The 14,240-nt window shown below is 60.5% G+C and carries 25 protein-coding genes; 3 read left to right on the top strand and 22 right to left on the bottom strand.

Translation table 11 applies throughout. The features are described 5' to 3' along the window. From GJ634_RS03200 to GJ634_RS03190, 3 genes are all read left to right on the top strand, one after another. Positions 1–752, top strand: a 752-nt coding sequence (locus GJ634_RS03200) for a ParA family protein (RefSeq protein WP_157500479.1), incomplete at its 5' end; no start/stop codon positions are given. Between the two features lies 1 nt (position 753). Continuing rightward, positions 754–1,158: a hypothetical protein gene (locus GJ634_RS03195; RefSeq protein ID WP_157500478.1), complete on the top strand. Its 405-nt coding sequence runs from the start codon at positions 754–756 to the stop codon at positions 1,156–1,158. Between the two features lie 86 nt (positions 1,159–1,244). Next, positions 1,245–1,646 (top strand): hypothetical protein, encoded by a 402-nt coding sequence (locus tag GJ634_RS03190; RefSeq protein WP_157500477.1) that lies wholly within the window; start codon positions 1,245–1,247, stop codon positions 1,644–1,646. Between the two features lie 353 nt (positions 1,647–1,999). On the opposite strand, the gene GJ634_RS03185 is transcribed toward GJ634_RS03190, so the two are convergent. From GJ634_RS03185 to GJ634_RS03075, 22 genes are all read right to left on the bottom strand, one after another. Further along, positions 2,000–2,749, bottom strand: a complete 750-nt coding sequence (locus GJ634_RS03185) for a hypothetical protein (protein ID WP_157500476.1) — start codon at positions 2,747–2,749, stop codon at positions 2,000–2,002. 253 nt (positions 2,750–3,002) lie between these two features. Continuing rightward, complete coding sequence (locus tag GJ634_RS03180) at positions 3,003–3,164, bottom strand: hypothetical protein (protein ID WP_157500475.1); 162 nt, start codon at positions 3,162–3,164, stop codon at positions 3,003–3,005. Continuing rightward, the gene (locus GJ634_RS03175; RefSeq protein ID WP_157500474.1) at positions 3,161–3,346 is read right to left on the bottom strand and encodes a hypothetical protein; all 186 of its coding nucleotides are present in this window, start codon (positions 3,344–3,346) and stop codon (positions 3,161–3,163) included. Before GJ634_RS03175 ends, GJ634_RS03180 begins: the two co-directional genes overlap by 4 nt. Next, positions 3,336–3,629, bottom strand: a complete 294-nt coding sequence (locus GJ634_RS03170; RefSeq protein ID WP_157500473.1) for a hypothetical protein — start codon at positions 3,627–3,629, stop codon at positions 3,336–3,338. Before GJ634_RS03170 ends, GJ634_RS03175 begins: the two co-directional genes overlap by 11 nt. Next, complete coding sequence (locus GJ634_RS03165) at positions 3,622–3,837, bottom strand: hypothetical protein (protein WP_157500472.1); 216 nt, start codon at positions 3,835–3,837, stop codon at positions 3,622–3,624. Before GJ634_RS03165 ends, GJ634_RS03170 begins: the two co-directional genes overlap by 8 nt. After that, positions 3,834–4,463 carry a hypothetical protein gene (locus tag GJ634_RS03160; RefSeq protein ID WP_157500471.1) on the bottom strand — a complete coding sequence of 210 codons (630 nt, stop codon included), beginning with the start codon at positions 4,461–4,463 and terminating at the stop codon, positions 3,834–3,836. The genes GJ634_RS03165 and GJ634_RS03160 overlap by 4 nt, the downstream gene beginning before the upstream one ends. Next, on the bottom strand, positions 4,460–4,807 hold the full coding sequence (locus GJ634_RS03155; protein WP_157500470.1) for a hypothetical protein: 348 nt from the start codon (positions 4,805–4,807) through the stop codon (positions 4,460–4,462). The genes GJ634_RS03160 and GJ634_RS03155 overlap by 4 nt, the downstream gene beginning before the upstream one ends. Further along, positions 4,804–5,325, bottom strand: coding sequence for a 3'-5' exonuclease (locus tag GJ634_RS03150; RefSeq protein ID WP_197425373.1), 522 nt, complete (start codon positions 5,323–5,325; stop codon positions 4,804–4,806). The genes GJ634_RS03155 and GJ634_RS03150 overlap by 4 nt, the downstream gene beginning before the upstream one ends. A 41-nt stretch (positions 5,326–5,366) precedes the next feature. After that, positions 5,367–6,230, bottom strand: a complete 864-nt coding sequence (locus tag GJ634_RS03145) for a hypothetical protein (protein WP_157500468.1) — start codon at positions 6,228–6,230, stop codon at positions 5,367–5,369. Continuing rightward, positions 6,227–6,598, bottom strand: a complete 372-nt coding sequence (locus GJ634_RS03140; protein ID WP_157500467.1) for a hypothetical protein — start codon at positions 6,596–6,598, stop codon at positions 6,227–6,229. The genes GJ634_RS03145 and GJ634_RS03140 overlap by 4 nt, the downstream gene beginning before the upstream one ends. Then, positions 6,595–7,326 carry a hypothetical protein gene (locus tag GJ634_RS03135; protein ID WP_157500466.1) on the bottom strand — a complete coding sequence of 244 codons (732 nt, stop codon included), beginning with the start codon at positions 7,324–7,326 and terminating at the stop codon, positions 6,595–6,597. Before GJ634_RS03135 ends, GJ634_RS03140 begins: the two co-directional genes overlap by 4 nt. Continuing rightward, a complete protein-coding gene (locus GJ634_RS03130; protein WP_157500465.1) occupies positions 7,323–7,736 on the bottom strand; it encodes a hypothetical protein in 414 nt (137 codons plus the stop codon). Before GJ634_RS03130 ends, GJ634_RS03135 begins: the two co-directional genes overlap by 4 nt. Then, positions 7,733–7,906, bottom strand: coding sequence for a hypothetical protein (locus GJ634_RS03125; RefSeq protein ID WP_157500464.1), 174 nt, complete (start codon positions 7,904–7,906; stop codon positions 7,733–7,735). Before GJ634_RS03125 ends, GJ634_RS03130 begins: the two co-directional genes overlap by 4 nt. Before the next feature lie 330 nt (positions 7,907–8,236). Continuing rightward, positions 8,237–8,557, bottom strand: coding sequence for a hypothetical protein (locus tag GJ634_RS03120; protein ID WP_157500463.1), 321 nt, complete (start codon positions 8,555–8,557; stop codon positions 8,237–8,239). Beyond that, the gene (locus GJ634_RS03115) at positions 8,554–8,784 is read right to left on the bottom strand and encodes a hypothetical protein (protein WP_157500462.1); all 231 of its coding nucleotides are present in this window, start codon (positions 8,782–8,784) and stop codon (positions 8,554–8,556) included. The genes GJ634_RS03120 and GJ634_RS03115 overlap by 4 nt, the downstream gene beginning before the upstream one ends. A gap of 324 nt (positions 8,785–9,108) precedes the next feature. Further along, positions 9,109–9,537, bottom strand: coding sequence for a hypothetical protein (locus tag GJ634_RS03110; RefSeq protein WP_157500461.1), 429 nt, complete (start codon positions 9,535–9,537; stop codon positions 9,109–9,111). Between the two features lie 553 nt (positions 9,538–10,090). Beyond that, positions 10,091–10,525: a hypothetical protein gene (locus tag GJ634_RS03100; protein WP_157500459.1), complete on the bottom strand. Its 435-nt coding sequence runs from the start codon at positions 10,523–10,525 to the stop codon at positions 10,091–10,093. Positions 10,526–10,558: 33 nt separating this feature from the next. Continuing rightward, positions 10,559–10,897: a hypothetical protein gene (locus tag GJ634_RS03095; protein ID WP_197425372.1), complete on the bottom strand. Its 339-nt coding sequence runs from the start codon at positions 10,895–10,897 to the stop codon at positions 10,559–10,561. Beyond that, positions 10,894–11,211 (bottom strand): hypothetical protein, encoded by a 318-nt coding sequence (locus tag GJ634_RS03090; RefSeq protein ID WP_157500457.1) that lies wholly within the window; start codon positions 11,209–11,211, stop codon positions 10,894–10,896. Before GJ634_RS03090 ends, GJ634_RS03095 begins: the two co-directional genes overlap by 4 nt. Before the next feature lie 3 nt (positions 11,212–11,214). After that, positions 11,215–11,553: a hypothetical protein gene (locus GJ634_RS03085; RefSeq protein WP_157500456.1), complete on the bottom strand. Its 339-nt coding sequence runs from the start codon at positions 11,551–11,553 to the stop codon at positions 11,215–11,217. Between the two features lie 31 nt (positions 11,554–11,584). Next, positions 11,585–13,966 carry a hypothetical protein gene (locus tag GJ634_RS03080; protein ID WP_157500455.1) on the bottom strand — a complete coding sequence of 794 codons (2,382 nt, stop codon included), beginning with the start codon at positions 13,964–13,966 and terminating at the stop codon, positions 11,585–11,587. Beyond that, positions 13,963–14,238 carry a hypothetical protein gene (locus GJ634_RS03075; RefSeq protein ID WP_157500454.1) on the bottom strand — a complete coding sequence of 92 codons (276 nt, stop codon included), beginning with the start codon at positions 14,236–14,238 and terminating at the stop codon, positions 13,963–13,965. The genes GJ634_RS03080 and GJ634_RS03075 overlap by 4 nt, the downstream gene beginning before the upstream one ends. Between the last annotated feature and the right edge of the window lie 2 nt (positions 14,239–14,240).

The raw sequence follows: 14,240 nt of genomic DNA, 5'->3' as shown, positions 1-14,240 counted from the left end.
CCTCGCAGGCAAGCAAGACGACCTCGGCAGCATCTACGGCATCCACGAGGCCGTTCGCGAGGACATCGAGAAACGACAACGACCTACCCCCCAACGTCACTACGACGATGGAGGAGAACTGGACGGACATCGTCGACCTCGTCGGCGGTCCTGAAGCAGCGCTGGACGAACTCGTCTACGAGACCGACGAAGGCGTCGACATCATCCCCGCGCACCCCACCCTCGACGCTCTCGACGGGAACCTCGGCCAGGTGGACGATCCCGAAGAGCGGTACGGACGCCTACGCAAGTTCTTCGACGACACCGTCGACGAAACCGACCGCTACGACATCATCCTGCTCGACCTCCCCGGCCTGTCGAACAACGTCAGCTACAACGGCCTCTGGGCAACACAGGACGTCATCAGCCCCGTCCTCCTCGGGTCACTCGAAATCAAACAGGCGCGCGCGCTCCAGCGTGACGCCACGGAGATTCGACGCGAGTACGATGTCGACGTCCAGCTGCAGATGCTCATCGCCAACATGTTCGACCGCCGCACGAACCTCGACGAAACCATGCTCGAGGAACTCCAGGAGGAGTTCGGCGACCTCGTCGCGCCCGGCGTCGTACCGCAGTCCCAGGCTATCAAGAACACGACAGCGCGCGGCTGCACGCTCTTCGACGTTGACGAGGACGAACTCAGCAAGACCGGACTGGAAGCACGAGAAGCGTTCCGTGAAAACGCCGCGGAACTCCTAACGAGGCTCCGATAATATGGACGAAGAAACACGCGAGAAACTGGACGAGATGAAAGAAGAGAGCGTGAGCGGCGGCGGCGACCGCCTCGAAGCCGAGGGGAAGAGCTCACAGAAGGACTTCGCCGACCTAATCGCAGACGCGATGGAGGACGTTGAGGACGGCGACATCACGAAGACCATCTCGGTCTGGGACACGAACATGGCCGCGCTCCTCCACGTCCTCGACGAAGACGACGCGCGTCGCGAGGAAATCGCGGGAGCGCTACTTGACGACCTCGACCGCGACGAGGACGCCAGCGAGATGGAGAAAGCCGACATCATCCGGCTCGCGCTCCGCTCCGGCCTCGAAGGTGCCTCGCCCGGCATCCTCGAAGAAATGCGGGAGGCACGCAACCGCCAGCAAGAGCAGAAGCCGGTCTGACAACAACCGCTATTCTCTCGTCGTCGAAGTCTTACGCTGACCCCTCAGTCCCGAGTTTTCACCCACTGGAACGATACGAGACAGGCATGGACGACGATCAGGAAGAAGAGCGGTACGCGAAACGCCGTGCGAACTATCTTGAGCGCCACCTCGACGTCCGTGACGTCGAAGCGCAGGCGATTGCGTGGTCGGAGATGGGGTACACGGATTCTGCTATCGCGAAGAAGATGGATTCGACGAAGGGGACAGTGTCGAACTGGCAGGAGCGCGTTGCCGTCGAGTACGGGCAAGAAGTCCTCTTCCCACAGGTACGCGAGGAACGTGGTGACTACGAACGCCTCGACGACGAGGATGTTCTGGAGCTGCCGCGTGAACGCCGCGAGTGGTACTACGGACTCGTCGAGTCACACCCCGACCGTGCGCCGGAGTTCGCGAGGTCGCTTGTCAACATGGACAGCGAGACCATCGAGAAAGTCGACACGAACTGACGAGGCCGCTATTACGCTGTCGTAATGACGGGTGCAGGAATGACGTAATGAATTACAGGATTGTTTCACTCTGTAAGACGCTTAGAAGAAGGTGAAGAAGAAGGTGTTGTGGGTCTACTCACCACTAACCAACCCAACCAAACACCACCGAAACGCGCGAAACTCGTGTCAGACCTTCTTCGGCCGGACAGTCGTCGTTACGCCTTCTCTCCGCGCGTCATTACGACACCGTAATGACGGGCGGGCGTTCCGGGCTTTCCCCACTCGGCAGAGCGGGATTGTCCCAGAGAGCCCGTCAGGGAATCGAACCCCGACATCGTCCACCAGGACGGGCTAAATCGCGTCATCGTCGCTCAGTCGCCACTCCGTTCGTCCGCGAACTCCAGCCACTCGTCGCGATCTGCGACCAGCTGGAGACGCTTCTTCCCCGTTCTCAGGGTGAGAAGGTTGTCGTCATCGCGAGCGCTGCGCTCTCCTTCGTCCTTCTCGGAGGTCGCCTTGGCCAGCTGGCGCATCGTGCGCTTGATGGTGTTCGTGTTCCAGTCATTCGCGGGCTTGTCCGTCTTTTCTCCGAGGATGTTCCGAACACCATCAGAGTCGAGTTTCAGCTCACCGCCCCAGGATTCTGCCTTCGCGTAGAACGAAGGGAAGATGATGGTTGCCCGCTCCTCGTTGGCGGTCAGACCGCCAGTTCCGGACTGGCGCTGGGCAATCATCGACTCGATGGGAAGCGGGTCGTAGCCGGTCTCGTTGCGAACGATAACCTCCGCTTCTCCATCTTCGATTCGCTGGACGCGTTCCTCGAGGAACTCCACGTCATCCTTGTCGGCTTTGCTCCCGATGGCGTGAAACGGTCTAACGACGTTGCCTGCCTCTGTCGAGGTGATCGAGAGGTCCATCGGATTGGGTCCCTCCCAATCGATGCGTGCGCGCTCGTCGAGCTCGTCTTCCAGGTTATCGACGCGCTCCTCCAGCTCGTTCTTCTCCTCGTGAAGGCGCTCAACCTCGGCGGTGAGCGTCTGGAAGGCGGCTGCGATGTCGCCGTCTTCGAACTGTTCTTCTGCTTCTGCGACGGTCTCGGTGGTGGTGTCGGGCATGCTCATGGCTTCCTCCGTGCTGGTGGCTGCCGGACGGACGCCCGAGGACGTCGCGAGGAATAGAGCACCCGCTGTGATGGGTTAAACCTAAGGTCCTCGCCGCAGAAGGGTGACTTGTCCAGAGTCGTGATGGTCCTTCTGTGGCCCATCACCTTCTGCGGTCCGACGTTGTGTTCTCGTAGTGGCTTCTCTGTCTTACTGACTCCATTCGAGGCCAGCAGGTTAAAAGTCCCGCTAATCTCACCCGAAATCTTGCCAATCATAGCGAGGCCACCTCCTGCTTTGAGGCACCGGCGAGGCGGCGCACCTGGAGCTCGGTGAGCATGCAGCCGCAATCGGCGACGATGATGCCCTCCTTGCGCTCGACCTCGACAGGGCCCGCCTGGCAGATTGGGCACCGCTGGAGTGAGATGTCCGTCATGACATCCGGCCCTCCGTAGTAGTCGAGCCCGCGAGGTCCTTTCCGCACCACTCGCAGCGCCATCCTTTCCGGCTGGGACGGTTGCAGCCGTCGCAGATGGTGACGGTGACGCGGGCGTGCTTGATGCGTTTCTCGGAGCTAGCACTCTGACGGTCTCCGCGGTCGAAGTCCTCACTCGCCACCGTCCGACACCTCCTCTTCAATTTGGCCTGCCCGCCACTCCCACGTGTTCGCACCACTCGCACCGCACTCGCAGCGGTACTTTGTCTGCTCGCCGCCGTCCTCCAACATCACGTCGTCCGTTGCTTCTACGCCATCGGCTGACTCGCAAAACGGACAATAGCCAGTCTGTTCTTCTCGGACCTGATAGTAGACTGTTTTGACGACAACGAGAGTGCCGTCAGACCGCACTTTCCTGTGGGAGTTGACTGACCGAGTGATTGCACGGCCGTCTCCCTCAGGCACGAGCAATCACCTCCTCACCGCGCGGTGTTAACGAGACCTCCACTGAGCCGACGCCGAACGCGTTCCCTACGGCGTCTTCGTTGCCCGTGACGGAAGCGACCATCCGTCGGTCGTAGAGAACGGCGAGCAGCGTCTCGCCGTCGTAGACGAATGCGAGCGGTTCGCGCTCGTCGAGGTGATGATCTCCCCGTCCGTCTCGTTCACTCATGCCTGTAGCACCCCGAGGTACAGCGCGAGACCGCCGTAGACTACGGCGACGATGGCGAAGTCAACGCTCAGTTCCTTCTCGCGCATCATCGTGGCTCCGTAGTGGAAGGCGACCATCCAGGCGAGTACCGGGCCTGCCAGAACTGCCGGATGGGTCAGTCCCGAGGCGGCCAGCCTCTGCCCAATCTCCACGGCGACGACACTGGAGAAGACGAATCCGACGAGGATGCCGGAGGCCCAGTTGCAGACCTCCGTGATCTCTCCCCAGGGGAGCCGTTGAGCAGTTGCCTGCCCGACTTCCTCGCCACCGTCGGTGACGAGCTCGGGCTTGTCAACTTCCCTGACCGTCGTAGTGTGGCACGGATTGTCGTTGATGATACGCTTCCAGTTTTCGTGCTCGTTCGCTTCCTGCTGGGCGCGCGTCTTCAGGTGGCCTCGGTTGAACTCCTCGCCTTCGACGCGGTGCGACCAGTCGCACAATCCGCTCTCGCAGGTAACCTCAAAGACAACGGGCTTGTCACTGCAGTCCCGGCAGAGAACGTTCCCGAACCGCCGCATGGCGTGCGTACCATCCACAGGAACGACCTCGCCGCAGACGTGACAGGCAGACTCTGCTGTATCGCTCACGCCTCAACACCTCCCTGTCGCAGCATGTTGCACTGCGAGATGAGCATCGGCCGCGGGTTGTCCGCCATCGCCTCGTTCTCGACGAGTACCTCCAGGTGGTCGTCGGTCGCCGGCGCGACAAGCCCGAACCACGAGACGATCTCACCGCGCTCGCGGAGCTCGTCCAGCAGCGTCTCGACGTCCTCCTTCTCGAAGTCGAACTTCGGCTTGTTAGAGTCAGCACGGAGACGGCGCTTGCTGGTCCAGACCTTGCTGTTGCCGTTCTGAACGCCGTCAGGCTCCGGCTCTACGAGCTCCTCGACGCGTGCGACGAGGTGCTTGCTAGCAGCATCTGTATCGCTCAATCCTGTAGCACCTCCGTGCTGGTCGCGTGGTCGAGGTTCCTGAGTGTCGCTGCGGCGAACCGTGCCTGATGCTTGGCGTCGTCGAGCGCGTCGTGCTCGTTGCCGTCCATCTCGACGTTCGCAGCGATGGGCAGCGATTTGAGTGTCCGGACGTCGCGCTCGTCGTAGTACTCCCAGGGCTCGGTCATCCCGACGGCGTCGAACGCAGCTTCGAGGTGACGGCAGTCGAACGACGGGCTGTTCGCCCACACCTCGGCGCCGTCAGGATACCAGTTGTAGAACGCGTTCAACACCGGACCAAGTTCACCGCCTCCTGCGAGGACGCCTGTAACGGCGTCGTCCTGACTGAGCCACCATTCGAGCGTGCCGGCGTCGATCTCTAGGCCAGCCGCCTGGCAAGACTTGAGACTGATTTCGCGGTGGAACTCGTCGCCGAGCCCGTCCGCAGTGAACTCGACGGCGCCGATGCTGAGGATGGCCGACCCGGGTTCAAGCCCGAGCGTCTCGATGTCGACCATCACGCGCGGAATCTCCGCACTCTCTTGCTCACTCCCCGACATTACGCACCATCCCCGATACGGGGAGCAAGCATGAACGAGCCCGTGTACGCGGTCTCCTCGTCGATACTGCGCTCGAAGTCGATGATAAGCGGGTACTCGGTCCCCCAGGTCAGCGACATCTCGTCGGCCTTCGTCGCCTTCAGCGCCTTCGCAATCGGGTGAAGGTAGCTCATCGAGTACTTCGCGCGGACACGCTCGTCGTCAGGGTCATCGACCGTGGCCGTGTCTTCGAACTCGACGGCCGACGACCAGTCAACGGGGCTGTCCTCGTTGCCGTCGCCGGTGATGACGAGCGACCCGTCGCGGTACTGGAGCGTCGCGTGGTCGTTCCCGCCGTTCAGGTGCTTGATGGCGTCGACGAACGCGTCGATGCCGACGTCAGCCTCGCCACTGAGGTCGAGGTCCGGCAGTTCCGGTTCCTGACGGATGGCGTCCGTGTCGATGTTCAGTTGCTCGTCGGCGTAGTGGACGGTCGCGGAGTCGTAGTCGCGCGACACTTCGATAATGGTGCGTGTCTCGTCGATGTCGATCTCCACCGGGTCGTTCGTCCGCTTGCCGAGGCGTGCGTGCGAGAGGTTGTCCGTGAACCGGGTGATGTTGAGGCCGGCGAGCAGCTCGTCGTCGGCGTTGACGTCGTAGTCGTTGAACGCGCTAGGTTCCATGTCGAGCCGGCACATCGAGACGTTCGCCGGGTCAACCGCCTGGATGTGGACGCCGTCGGTCTTGAAGTGAATCTTTGCCTCGTCGACGACGCAGTCCGGGACTTCGAGCGCCGGACGGATGAGGCGGCCGTTGGCCGAAATCGATGCCGAATCGCCGGACGGCCCGCCGAGAAGACGAGCCTGCTTTTCGCTCTTACTCATGCTGAATCACCCGTAACCGCGTCGCTCGCCGCACTGTACTGCAGAATTGCTGCCGTCTCTTGCTCAGTGCCGCCGTCGGCAACCAGACGCTCGCCGGTCAGGTCCTCGTAGAGCGCTTCCATCTCGCTCGGAGTGCCGGTGTCCACGCTGACGTTGAACTCGTGGCCGGCTTCTTCCTCGTGGAGGCGTGCGGCCTGCACGTGGGCGTCGAGGACGAGTTCGGTCTGGCGGTCGGTGCGTGCGTGTTCGAGGTGCGTCACCGATTCCAGCTCGTCGCAGTTATCTTCGAGGCACTCCGCCTCGATGACTGTGTGTTCGGTAGTTCCGTGTGACCCATCACTCCCGGTCGTCGTGTCTGAGTTCGTCATTCGTAATCGCCCTCGTAGTGGTAGTTGAGCGCTTCAGCGTGCTGTCCAGCCTGCCGCATCTGATACCTCGCCTCTTCGCGGTCGTCGTGCTCCTCGAGCGCTTCGATGGCGTCGTCGAGGCGGTCGTTGATGGCAGCGTGGTGCGCGTCCACGTCGACCTGTGAGGTACCGCCGTCGGCGATGAGGTCGTCTTCCTCGTCGATTTCGAGGCTCCGAAGTTTCGCGGAGAGTTGCTCGCCCGTGTTCTCGTTCTCGATTTTGTAATTGGGGTCGCAGTGCTTGCACAGCGAGAACTTCGGTGCGAGTCGGGAGTTGAGGACCGGCTTGTAGTTCGCGTCCGACATCCGGTTTTTGTCCGCGCAGCGCGGGACGAGCGGGTTGTCCTCACTCGGTAGGTGCGCGGTTGCGCTGCTCTTGCGTTGGGTCGCGATGACGAGGACGTGCGGCCCCGGTTCGCGGAGCGCGCTGTACGTCTGGATGATGCTTCCGCAGTCGGGGCAGACGTGATGGCCGTCCTCGGTGAGCACGAGGTTGGTGCGTTCGGTGATGAGTCCGCAGTCCGGGCACTCCCGAGTTTGGGGGCCGCCGTCGGCAAGGAGTGGCGGCGCTTCTCGCGAGGGCTCGCCACCATCGTCGTCAGAGCACTCCTCGACGTGCTCGCGGAGGTCGTCGAACGAGTCGAAGTCGTCGCGCGGGCAGTGCCCGCAGCTGAATGTGTCTACTGTCATGGGTCCACCTGGTGGAGTTCCTCGACGAGGTCGCGGAATCCGGCGATGCTCTTCCGAGCAGTCTGGAAGCCAGCGCCCTCGGTGCGCTGCAGGACGGCCGGGAAGCCACCGACGAATGCGTGGTCGGCGTCGCCGTCTTCGACCTCCTCGGCGTCGTGCATGCGCGTGAAGCTACGGCGGCCGTCCGCGGTGACGTAGAGCACCCGAATCTTCGGCGAGGGGCTGTTGCTACCGATGTCGTGGCCGACGTAGCCGTCCTCGCGCTTGATGGCGAAAAACGGCTGCGTCGCCGCGTCACCGTCCTCGGTGCGCGCCATCTCGACTTCGTCGCGCGTGAGTTCGCGCGGGCCGCGAACGCACTCGTAGTTCGAGATCGGCGCGTCCTTCGTGGCGCCGTCGGCGCCGCTCATGGCTGGTCGCCTCCCAGGATGTTGCGGACGCTGATGTGGCCGATAGCGTGCCCGCAGGGCTGCGCGCGGACCTCGCCCGGCCCCTGCGTCTCGATGTGCTGGACGCCGGCGCCGCAGACCGGACAGCCCGACCCACTATCGTTTTGAGGGAGGCCCGCAGAACTAGACACACCGACCACCTCCTGCGTAACTGCGGGTGCTCTGGTTGGTCGCCGTCACTGGGAGCGTGTCTGCACCAGCCAGGGTTCCAATCTGATCCGGTGCAGGCGCGCTGGACGGCGTCTGTGCCGCGTTCAGGCCGGGCGATTTAACCCGGTTGAGTTCGTTTGTGTACATACGGTTTTGCGACCACAACCTGGGCGCCTGCTGGGAGCAGGCGTCCAGTCGGCTTTTCTTACCGAGTAGACGCAGGTTAACGCCCAGGTCATGGTGTAATCCACCCTTACAGTCGTAACCTATTAAATCTATCCGTGCGTACTCACATCTATAGCTGTGAAAACTCAATTGTCCATCACCCCAACCAGTGCAATCTTTGTAGCGGCGTTTGAACTTCCGGTATGCGACGACCGAGGGTTGACTGGATGACCCAAGCAGACGACCGTATCCTCGAAACCTTCGAGGAATCCGGTCTCACCCTCACCCCTGCTGTCCTGTCGAAGAACCTCGATTACACCCGCAACTACATCAGCGACCGTTGCCGAGCCCTTTTCGACGCGGATCTTCTTGCGAAGGACGGAGAGGGGTTTTACTACATCACTGACCGAGGTCGTGCGTATCTCCACGGCGAACTCGATGCCGAAGATCTGGAGGAATAGCCTCATGCCGTTTTCCTCCGGTAGTCCTTGATTTTCACTTCGTCGCGCGCGTAGGATTCTCTCGTGGTGGCGTCGACGAGTTCGCTGAACTCTGGGTCGACGTCCGCGTGCGAGCTGGCGCACTGCCGGCACCAGAAGTGGTGGTTCGTGGGCTCCCAGCTGCAATGTCCGTTTGGGCAGACCCAGCGCCAGCGGTCGTCGCTGTCGTGGGCGTCAATCTCGACGCGAGCCATACGTGATTCTTTTCGCGGACCGTAATGAAGGATAGTCTGAAATGGACGGTGAAAGTGAAACTGGCCGTTAACTCGCGTGACAGGAGTTCTTAGGCGCTGCCTACCCCACGAGCGTCGATTCTCTATCTGCGCTCTACTTTCACTTGCATGCATGCCCTAGTTTCCACCCTCGTTAGTGCGACCTTGTTACCCTGTGTCACACAACAGCCGGGTGCTATGCTAAGCAGTATTATAATTCCCGGGGACTGTTTCACCGTAAATTTACGGATAGTAATGATCTCCGCGTTAAAATCCCGGGAGTGAATGGATTGTAATCTTGGAGAATTAATCTGTGGGGTTGCCCCTACGGACTCGACTAATACCGCGGCGGAGAATCTGGACGATAAACGCAATCCCACCCAAGAGTAGATACATCATCACGAAGCCGCCTGCGCCGTTGCTTAATAGTGCGATGGCTACCGGAATACTGGCTGCTCCGCTGACGACACAGATGCCTGCGTATACGCGTGGAGGAATTAGTCCCAGTTGCATCCACTCGTTGCTCCGGTAGACTCTGGTCCCGACGCCAGCGACAATGAAATAAATGACGGTTGCACCGAGAGCGTACCCGATCGCCGCCGCGGTGCCCAGGTAGAGATTTCCGAGAAATGCTGCGATAGCTCCTAATCCAAGCGTTACTACCTTCCACCTTTGCCATCTTTTGGTGGACTTGCCGTCGTCCTTGGTCTCGCTTGTATCGTTGTCAGTTGCCATTATCTATACCGTATGAATAGCGGTACAATAAACTACCCGCCACATTAAGAGCGGACTAATGGTTGGTTTCATCATATTCGGATGGCCTAAACGAACGAAGGAATTTGGCCCAAGTTTCTACTACACTTGCCAAGGCTGCAAGTCATCAAATTACCACCACTACACGAGAGCGCGGCGCTGGCTAACAATTTGGTTTATTCCAATCCTTCCGCTTGGGACAGCGGATTACTATGCTACCTGCACAACTGTGGCCGGACAGAGGAAATCACAGCCAAAGCGGATGCCAAGCGCTACAAAAAAGCGACCAAGATGTCGAGTGAGTATCTGAATAATGCGAAAGAGTCCGACGAATACTGGCCGAAGATTAAGTCTCTGATGGAGGAAACGGAGCGACTGAATTCTGAGTTCGACGATAGTGACGAGTCGGAGGACTACCCACATCCTTCTGGATTCCAGTAGCTATCGCGACGGCCGACTAATTGTCCCTCACTCACAATCAGGTTTTCCTCACCGAGGGCAAGCTAGCAGGCCGGCAGGCCCGTTCGCGGTGCTGTTACTCCTCCGGCTGGCTGGTGTCGTCGAGCAGCTCTTTTGCGTCCTCGAAGCCATCTGCGAAGCCGTCACGATACCCCTGCCGGTAGAGCTCGCGCGCTTCCTCGGGGAGATCATCAACCGACACGTCTGCTGGTGAGTTTGACGTACCTTCACTCTCCTCGTCGCTGGGAGTGCTCTCGAAATACTGCTGGTAGACACGGCGGATGTGGGGCGGACTCCAGTCGGACCGTCGCGCGATTTCTGAGAGATTCCCGTGCGCGTCCTCCCAATATCGCAAGAGGGCTCGCGCCCCATCACGCATTCCCGGCGTCTCAAAATCAACCTCCTTTAACGCTTCCTCGGCGTCACTTGGAAGTGTCTGCTCGCTCGGATAGTCCGTGCTCTTAAGACTCGTGCCGCGTAATTGGATGTGTGCGGGCTTCCCACTAGGCATGGGCCGTAATTTCAGCCCGCCCTTCTAAAACCCCTAGCGACTCGCTTCGACTGCGGCGAACTGGAAATCTCCAGAGAGCGCGCCGACGAGTGTGAACCACGCCCAGCCGAGCCAGAACCAGAGCGGCGGTAAGCCGCCGAACGCGAGTATCGCGGCTGGCAGCGCGAGCAGTCCGATGCCGAGCGGGGCGGCCGCGACCGCGTAGTCGCTGACCGTGCCGCCAGCGTACCGCCAATGCACTTCCCAGTTTCGAACGTCGAACGCATGGAACTTCCCCAAAGCGACCGCAGCGAGTGCGTGCGCGGTCTCATGGCAGACCGTTCCGACAATCGACGCAGCGACAATCTGTGCGAACATGACGACGTCCATCATCGCTGTATCCGCCGGAGGAGGAGCACCGGCGCCAACCCGATTGCAAAGAGGAGCATCACCACGATGATTGCTTGCGCGACCGACGCGACCTCGACGAGCAACACGCCGCCAACGATCAACGTGATGACGGTCGGCAGGAGCGCCGACTGCGTCCGAATGTAGACCGGGAGGTTGATCATCCCGAGGAGGACGACCGCCGCGAAGAACGGGCCGCCGACCTGGGACTGATAGCCACACAGTATCAGGTCGCGGATGTGCATGCCGTCGCCTGCAATCGCCTGCAGCCACTGGCCGCCGTAGTCTCCACACGCCATAAATTACCCCCTCCTGAGGAACAGGATCAGGTCATAGCCGGGAATCAACGCCAGTCCGGTGAAGAGGAAGTTCACCAGGTAATCTGGCACGCCGACGTTCTTCATCATCGCCGCCCCGGGGAAGATGGCGTTGAAGATACTCTCCAACGTCCCACTGAGCGTGTTGTAGAGCGTGAAGAGCGTTTCTCCGCCACCCTGCCCCGTCTGGAAGTTCTGTGTGCTGTCCGTCGCGCCAGCGAGCGCTTCGCCGCCGCCCGGATTCGGCTGCACGCCGAGATACTCCGCCGTCCCAGACACGGCCAGCAGTCCAGCCCCCGCGTTGAAAAACACGAGGAACAGCACGATCCACATCGAAATTTTGTATGGCATTATTTTAGAGCCCTCTTGCTTGCGCTCCCTTCACCAGCACTGAGAGCAGCAACGCGATTGCGATTGCTCCGCCCGCTGCATTGGGTAGCCAGCCGGCAAACCAGAACCCGCCACCGACGATTGCGGTCGTCACCCCACCGACGGCGGCATTCAGTTGCGTGAACAGCCCGCCGATGATGATGACAGCGGTAATTGAGAGTGAGTGCTTTATCCAATCGGCGAGCTCCGGCACCAGGGGTTCACGCGGCGACGACGTCATCACTTTCCCAGAGATCGTTTCACCGTTCCGTTCGGCACTCCACTCGACCACCCAGGAGGCGTTCGTCTGAGTCCCTGTCAGTGGCTGCGTCACACTCAGCGTCCCGTACGGGTCGTTGAGATACGTCTGGTTCAACACGACGTTACTCGCGTTGCCCTGCTCGTAGATTGAGACGTGCAGCTGCGTCGTCTCATTCTTCGGGTCGTGGTAGCTGAACGAGATCGTGTCGTTCTGCCGTACTGCATCCCAGTTGTACGTCGACGCGTTCACATCGAGGGACACGCCAACCGGCACCGGATTCAAGACGACCGTCTCAGCGATGTCGGTCGAGTAGTGCCCGAGCACGCGCGTGTCGCCTTGGGAGTTCGAGATGACGAGACGGTATCGGCGGTCCTGCTGGAGCTGAACCTTGAACTGGCCTGCAGCCCCGAAGTAGTCTCCAGCGACTCGCACCCATTCCAAGCCACCATCTGTCGTATTCAGTGCGCGTTTGATGACGAGCTTCGAGGATTCAGTCGGATACTTCCCGGTCCGGTCGTTCAGCCGGAAGACATCAAGCACCGCTTCTGTATCTGTGGGCAGCAGATAGATAGTGGACTGCTCGTAAATACTGCTGATAATAATCGTCCGCTGATAGTATCCATCTGCTCGCACGGAGAGGATGTACTCCCGGTCGACCGAGACGTTCGACAAATCAATTCGTCCGTTCGAGACGTTCCGCTGGAAGATAAGCTCGCCACTGTAGAGGCGTGCTGAGATGTTCATCGACTGGTTGTCGATGATCGAGTGGTTGCCAACGACGGACCGGACCGTCACCTCCGACGGCACTGACAGTGTGCGCGTGCTCGTCGATGTCACTTCGCCGTAGGAGTCCGAGAGCTTCCAGTGGTACGTATGCTCCCCGCCCTCGGTCAACTCCTTTGTAATTGTGACTGTCTGGTTGCTCGTGACGGTCTTCGAGCCGACCGACTGATTATCCACGAAGAGTTCGGCCGTGACAGAGTCCCCTTGTGCTGTCGGGAACTCCTTGTCGGAGATATCGGCGCTGAACTCAGTTGAAGACTCAGAGAGTTGTGCATTACTCTGTGGCGAGAGGTTACTTGCTTCCGGGGCGTGATTAGTGAACAGGATAGACTCGTCGGCCAGCTCAAGCACTGGGTTCGACCCGGTGACATCCACCTCGAATTTCACCTCCACCGTGTCGCCACTATAACTGGCCAGCGAGAGTCTATGGGAACCCGTTGACGACAGCGTCGATTGGTTCAGGACCGTTCCTGAATCGGTTTGCACCGTCGCCGTGATTGACGCGTCACTCAGCGACGTGATATTGATCATCGCCTGCTCGCCGCCCGTGACGCTGTGCTGCTGGGACAGATACGTCGCGGACGTTGGCTGGCTGAAACCGAACGTGAGCGCGCCACCGCTATCTACGAACCCACTCTCTGGGTTCCAGTACCAGTCCGTTAGTCCGGAATCGTCGTCGGTGCCGATGCGGAGCTGGTCGTCGTTATCTCCACTTGTCTCTGCGTCCGTGTTCGTGGTGACAAATTCGATAGTCCACGTTTCGCCGGTTTCGACGTCCAACGACGAGTCGAGTTGGATTGTCTGCGTTCCGGTGGAGAATGCAGGTTCCCAGTTGTCCTTGAGGAGTGTGCCTTCACCGGTGGAGCCGTCGGGGGCTTCCTGGACAGCATAAATATCGACAGTCATGCCATAGGATTCCCCGAACGTATCCACGACGTCCACACTGAGATTCGAGACCGTGCCGGACCTCGTTGATTCTGTCTGCATCTCAACAGTGAATGGCTCTCCGTCGTTGTTGTCGCCGGCCAGCGTCCGGCTACCCTCAGCCGCCCCATCACCCGAATCCTCAACGACACTATAGGTGTATCCAGAGTCGAGACGAAGGTCAGCGGCTCCACCACTGCCGTCGACGACGAGGTTCGTCAGCGTTTGCGCATTCTGGAGATCCGTTGCCGTATCATGCTTGGAGCCCACGACGTAGTCATCGGTCGCCTGCACGAGCTCCGCAGCGTCCGTCGACGCGACCGGCGGCGCCGACGCCGCCAAGACTGCGAGCACGACCGCAGCGAGTGCGCCCGCGCGAATCGTTCGCTGCCGGGTCATCGGCGCACCCCCGTCGAGGCCGTGATACGCTGCCGGCGGAACTCACGGTACGCGACCAAGAGGATTGTTCCGAAGAGCCCCGTCAGTGGCGCCCACTTCGTCACAACCGCGATCATCCCGCCGAAACTCTCTGCAGCCCCGTAGCTGCTCGCGACGCCTTCTGCGAGGATGGCATCCCGAATCGGATCCAGCATTGCGCCGCCGATGAACTGCAGTACGAGGAACATCAAAATCGCAATCAGGAGCATCACCAGATCGACGAGGCGTCCCATTA

This window comes from Halobacterium sp. CBA1126, assembly GCF_009741975.1.
In the GTDB taxonomy this organism is placed as follows: domain Archaea; phylum Halobacteriota; class Halobacteria; order Halobacteriales; family Halobacteriaceae; genus Halobacterium.
This window is presented reverse-complemented; position numbering and strand designations above follow the sequence as displayed.

Coding starts and splice junctions, on each gene's coding strand:
- GJ634_RS03115 (WP_157500462.1), bottom strand. CDS start 8,784: ATGGCTCGCGTCGAGATTGACGCCCACGACAGCGACGACCGCTGGCGC.
- GJ634_RS03110 (WP_157500461.1), bottom strand. CDS start 9,537: ATGGCAACTGACAACGATACAAGCGAGACCAAGGACGACGGCAAGTCC.
- GJ634_RS03150 (WP_197425373.1), bottom strand. CDS start 5,325: ATGGTCGACATCGAGACGCTCGGGCTTGAACCCGGGTCGGCCATCCTC.
- GJ634_RS03145 (WP_157500468.1), bottom strand. CDS start 6,230: ATGAGTAAGAGCGAAAAGCAGGCTCGTCTTCTCGGCGGGCCGTCCGGC.
- GJ634_RS03135 (WP_157500466.1), bottom strand. CDS start 7,326: ATGACAGTAGACACATTCAGCTGCGGGCACTGCCCGCGCGACGACTTC.
- GJ634_RS03180 (WP_157500475.1), bottom strand. CDS start 3,164: ATGACGGACATCTCACTCCAGCGGTGCCCAATCTGCCAGGCGGGCCCT.
- GJ634_RS03165 (WP_157500472.1), bottom strand. CDS start 3,837: ATGAGTGAACGAGACGGACGGGGAGATCATCACCTCGACGAGCGCGAA.
- GJ634_RS03090 (WP_157500457.1), bottom strand. CDS start 11,211: ATGGCGTGTGGAGACTACGGCGGCCAGTGGCTGCAGGCGATTGCAGGC.
- GJ634_RS03140 (WP_157500467.1), bottom strand. CDS start 6,598: ATGACGAACTCAGACACGACGACCGGGAGTGATGGGTCACACGGAACT.
- GJ634_RS03120 (WP_157500463.1), bottom strand. CDS start 8,557: ATGAGGCTATTCCTCCAGATCTTCGGCATCGAGTTCGCCGTGGAGATA.
- GJ634_RS03190 (WP_157500477.1), top strand. CDS start 1,245: ATGGACGACGATCAGGAAGAAGAGCGGTACGCGAAACGCCGTGCGAAC.
- GJ634_RS03075 (WP_157500454.1), bottom strand. CDS start 14,238: ATGGGACGCCTCGTCGATCTGGTGATGCTCCTGATTGCGATTTTGATG.
- GJ634_RS03195 (WP_157500478.1), top strand. CDS start 754: ATGGACGAAGAAACACGCGAGAAACTGGACGAGATGAAAGAAGAGAGC.
- GJ634_RS03130 (WP_157500465.1), bottom strand. CDS start 7,736: ATGAGCGGCGCCGACGGCGCCACGAAGGACGCGCCGATCTCGAACTAC.
- GJ634_RS03095 (WP_197425372.1), bottom strand. CDS start 10,897: ATGATGGACGTCGTCATGTTCGCACAGATTGTCGCTGCGTCGATTGTC.
- GJ634_RS03080 (WP_157500455.1), bottom strand. CDS start 13,966: ATGACCCGGCAGCGAACGATTCGCGCGGGCGCACTCGCTGCGGTCGTG.
- GJ634_RS03185 (WP_157500476.1), bottom strand. CDS start 2,749: ATGAGCATGCCCGACACCACCACCGAGACCGTCGCAGAAGCAGAAGAA.
- GJ634_RS03100 (WP_157500459.1), bottom strand. CDS start 10,525: ATGCCTAGTGGGAAGCCCGCACACATCCAATTACGCGGCACGAGTCTT.